Here is a 2,948-nt window from a genome sequence, read left to right as displayed (position 1 = left end):
GGCCCGCGCCGCGCGGTGCTGTCGTCGCCGCGGGAGGATTACACGCGCGAACTGATCGCCGCCGTGCCCATTCCCGATCCACGCGCCGCGAACGTGCAGAACTGACGTCGTCCCGACGCGTCGCCGCGCTCATACCGCCGCCCGTTCCGCGGCTGGACGGCGGCGGAGGCTGGCGGTGGTCAGAGCCGGTGGATTGTATGCGGCCTCGTTCAGGCCGACATCGGTGCCGGGCGGAACGATCCGGTCGATGCGGTCGAGGACGTCGTCGGCCAGGGGGATGTTGGCGCCGGCAAGCAGGTCGTCGAGATGCTGCATGGTGCGCGGGCCGAGGATCGCCGATGTCACGCCGGGATGCGCCATGACGAACGCCATCGCCATGTGAGTGAGGGACATGCCGGCTTCGGCCGCCAGCGGAATCAGCTGCTCGACCACATCGAGGCTCCGCTCATCGGACATTTGCCTCGGCATGAATTTCGCTCGTATGCCGCCCTCGGGCAGCGGCTGCCCCTTGCGGTAGCGGCCGGTAAGCAGGCCTTTGGACAGCGGGCTCCAGACCAGCACGCCCATGCCGTAGCGCTGACAGGTCGGCAGCGTGTCGCGTTCGATGCCCCGGTCGAGGATCGAATAGGGCGGCTGCTCGGTGCGGAAGCGCGCGAGGCCGCGCCGCTCCGCGACCCACTGCGCCTCGACGATTTCGGAAACCGGGAAGGTGGAGGAGCCGATGGCGCGCACCTTTCCCGCCCGCATCAGGTCGGTAAGCACCGAAAGCGTCTCTTCGATGTCGGTGTCCGGCGAAGGACGGTGGATCTGGTAGAGGTCGATGTAGTCCGTCTGCAGGCGCTTGAGCGAATCCTCCACCGCACGGGTGATCCAGCGCCGCGAATTGCCCTGCATGTTGGGATCATCGCCCATCGGGCCGTGGACCTTGGTGGCAAGCACGATGCTGTCGCGGCGCCCCTTCAGGGCCTTGCCGACGATCTGCTCGGATTCGCCGGCGCTGTAGCGATCGGCGGTGTCGACAAAGTTGATACCGAAATCCAGCGCCTTATGGATGATGCGGATCGCATCGTCATGATCGGCATTGGCTATGCCGCCGAACATCATCGCGCCCAGGCAGTAGGGGCTGACCTTGATGCCGGTTCGTCCGAGCGTACGGTACTGCATGGCTATTCTCCTTGAATTCGACGCGCCGCCAAGCGGCCTGCGGCAGAAGCAGCGCTGCCGGCCATGTTCGATCTGCCGTCACCAGGGGATCGTCACATTTTCCCACCTTGTGAACGTCCCCGAGGGACCCTCCGGACCGAGCAGGGCGACACGGACCACCTCGCGCGAGCCGTCCTCGACCGACTCCGTTCCGCCGTAATTGTTGAGGTTGGTGCGGGTGTAGGCCGGCGAGACCAGGTTGACCTTGATGCCTGTCGACTCGAGCTCAATCATCATCGCCAGCGTTATGGCGTTGAGCGCCGTCTTGGAGGCCGGATAGACCGGGCCGAACAACGCGCGATAGCCGAAGGCAGGGTCGGCGTTGGAGGTCAGCGAGCCGACGCCGCTCGACACGTTGACGATGCGGGCATCCGCCGACCGGCGCAGCAGCGGCAGCATTGCCTGGTAAACGGCAAGCACGCCTAAGACGTTGGTCTCCCACACGGCGCGTACTTCATCGAGGGAGACGTTGCTCGGGCGGGTCAATCTGGCATGGTCCTCGACCGTCGCGTCCGGCCGGCGCCCGGTGTTCGAAATCGCGGCATTCTGCACGAGCAGGTCGAGCCGGCCGAATTCGTCGCCGATACGCGCCGCCGCGGCGGTGATCGAGTCCTGGTCCGTCACGTCGAGCTGCAGCGCAATGGGCCCGGTCCGATCTCGCTCGCCGCCGCCTCGCCGCGCTCGAAATTGCGCGATCCGACAAGGACGGTGACCCCGTTTGCCGCAAGTGCCTTTGCGACCTGCAGGCCGACCCCTTGATTGGCTCCGGTGACCAGCGCGATGCGATTGTCCGGCATGATCGTCTCCTGTTGTCCGATTGATTGTCACAGCCGCCGCTCTGCACTATGTTGGCGGATACGGAACAGTGTTCCGATTCACAAATACGGAACATCGTTCCGTTTTTCAAGAGGTATTTGGTGAGCGGGAAACGGCGCACCCAAAATGAGGTGGCGGAGGGCGTCGACCGACGCGTACGGGTCGACGTCCAGCGCAACCTCGACGCGCTGCTGCAGGCGGCCAAGGCGGTGTTCGCGACCTCAGGCGTCGATGCGCCGGTGCGCGAGATCGCCGAGAAGGCGGGTGTCGGGGTCGGTACGGTCTATCGGCACTTCCCGCGGCGCTCAGATCTCGTGGCCGCGGTGTTTCGTCGTGAAATCGATGCCTGCGCCGCCGCCGCGCCTCTCCTCGCGGCCAGCTATGAGCCTGGCGAGGCTTTGTTGAAGTGGATTGAGCGCTACGTGGCCTTTATCGCGACCAAGCGCGGCTTGGCCGAAGCGCTGCATTCGGGAGATCCCGTCTTCGAGCCGCTGCCGCTATACTTCCAGCAGAATCTGGAGCCCGCGCTCGGCCAACTACTCCATGCCGCGGCGACCGCGGGGGAAATCCGGGGCGATGTCGATGCAGGGGACCTGCTCAACGCCATCGCGAGGCTGAGCGGCGCCGATCAAGCCCAGCGCATGGTCGCCCTGCTGGTCGACGGCCTTCGCTATGGCAAGAAAGCATCTTCAGGCCTCCGATAGCCTGTCGTCAGCTGTTGCGCGTCGCGACAAAGGTCGCAGCCTCCTTGAGCAACCCTGCCTGCTCGCCATAGGGCTCGAGCAGCCCATGCGCCTGGTCGATCAGCCCGTGCAGTTGGCCACGCACCCAGTCGGGGCCGTGCAGCGAAGCGAGCGTCGCCTTTCCGGCGGCGGCGTCCTTGTTCGTCGCCTTGCCCATCTGCTTGGCGTCGGCGGTCAGGTCGAGCA

The 2,948-nt window shown here is 65.8% G+C and carries 4 protein-coding genes and 1 pseudogene; 1 reads left to right on the top strand and 4 read right to left on the bottom strand.

The genetic code is table 11. The annotated features are described in order from the left end of the window. Window positions 1-129: 129 nt before the first annotated feature. The 3 genes from EOA27_RS29990 to EOA27_RS43020 all read right to left on the bottom strand — a co-directional run bounded on the left by EOA27_RS29990 (window position 130) and on the right by EOA27_RS43020 (window position 2,000). Complete coding sequence (locus tag EOA27_RS29990; RefSeq protein ID WP_126080798.1) at window positions 130-1,164, bottom strand: aldo/keto reductase; 1,035 nt, start codon at window positions 1,162-1,164, stop codon at window positions 130-132. Window positions 1,165-1,242: 78 nt separating this feature from the next. Further along, window positions 1,243-1,827: an SDR family NAD(P)-dependent oxidoreductase gene (locus tag EOA27_RS29985; protein WP_210213595.1), complete on the bottom strand. Its 585-nt coding sequence runs from the start codon at window positions 1,825-1,827 to the stop codon at window positions 1,243-1,245. Further along, on the bottom strand, window positions 1,824-2,000 hold the full coding sequence (locus EOA27_RS43020) for an SDR family NAD(P)-dependent oxidoreductase (protein ID WP_210213596.1): 177 nt from the start codon (window positions 1,998-2,000) through the stop codon (window positions 1,824-1,826). The genes EOA27_RS29985 and EOA27_RS43020 overlap by 4 nt, the downstream gene beginning before the upstream one ends. 120 nt (window positions 2,001-2,120) lie before the next feature. Here EOA27_RS43020 and EOA27_RS29980 point away from each other — a divergent pair, with 120 nt between their 5' ends. Next, window positions 2,121-2,723, top strand: coding sequence for a TetR/AcrR family transcriptional regulator (locus EOA27_RS29980; protein ID WP_245466905.1), 603 nt, complete (start codon window positions 2,121-2,123; stop codon window positions 2,721-2,723). Window positions 2,724-2,730: 7 nt separating this feature from the next. Here the strand turns inward: EOA27_RS29980 and EOA27_RS29975 are convergent. Next, window positions 2,731-2,948 (bottom strand): annotated as a pseudogene (locus EOA27_RS29975) (polyprenyl synthetase family protein); the annotation flags it as partial.

This window comes from Mesorhizobium sp. M2A.F.Ca.ET.037.01.1.1, assembly GCF_003998075.1.
GTDB lineage: Bacteria > Pseudomonadota > Alphaproteobacteria > Rhizobiales > Rhizobiaceae > Mesorhizobium.
This window is presented reverse-complemented; position numbering and strand designations above follow the sequence as displayed.

Coding starts and splice junctions, on each gene's coding strand:
- EOA27_RS29990 (WP_126080798.1), bottom strand. CDS start 1,164: ATGCAGTACCGTACGCTCGGACGAACCGGCATCAAGGTCAGCCCCTAC.
- EOA27_RS43020 (WP_210213596.1), bottom strand. CDS start 2,000: ATGCCGGACAATCGCATCGCGCTGGTCACCGGAGCCAATCAAGGGGTC.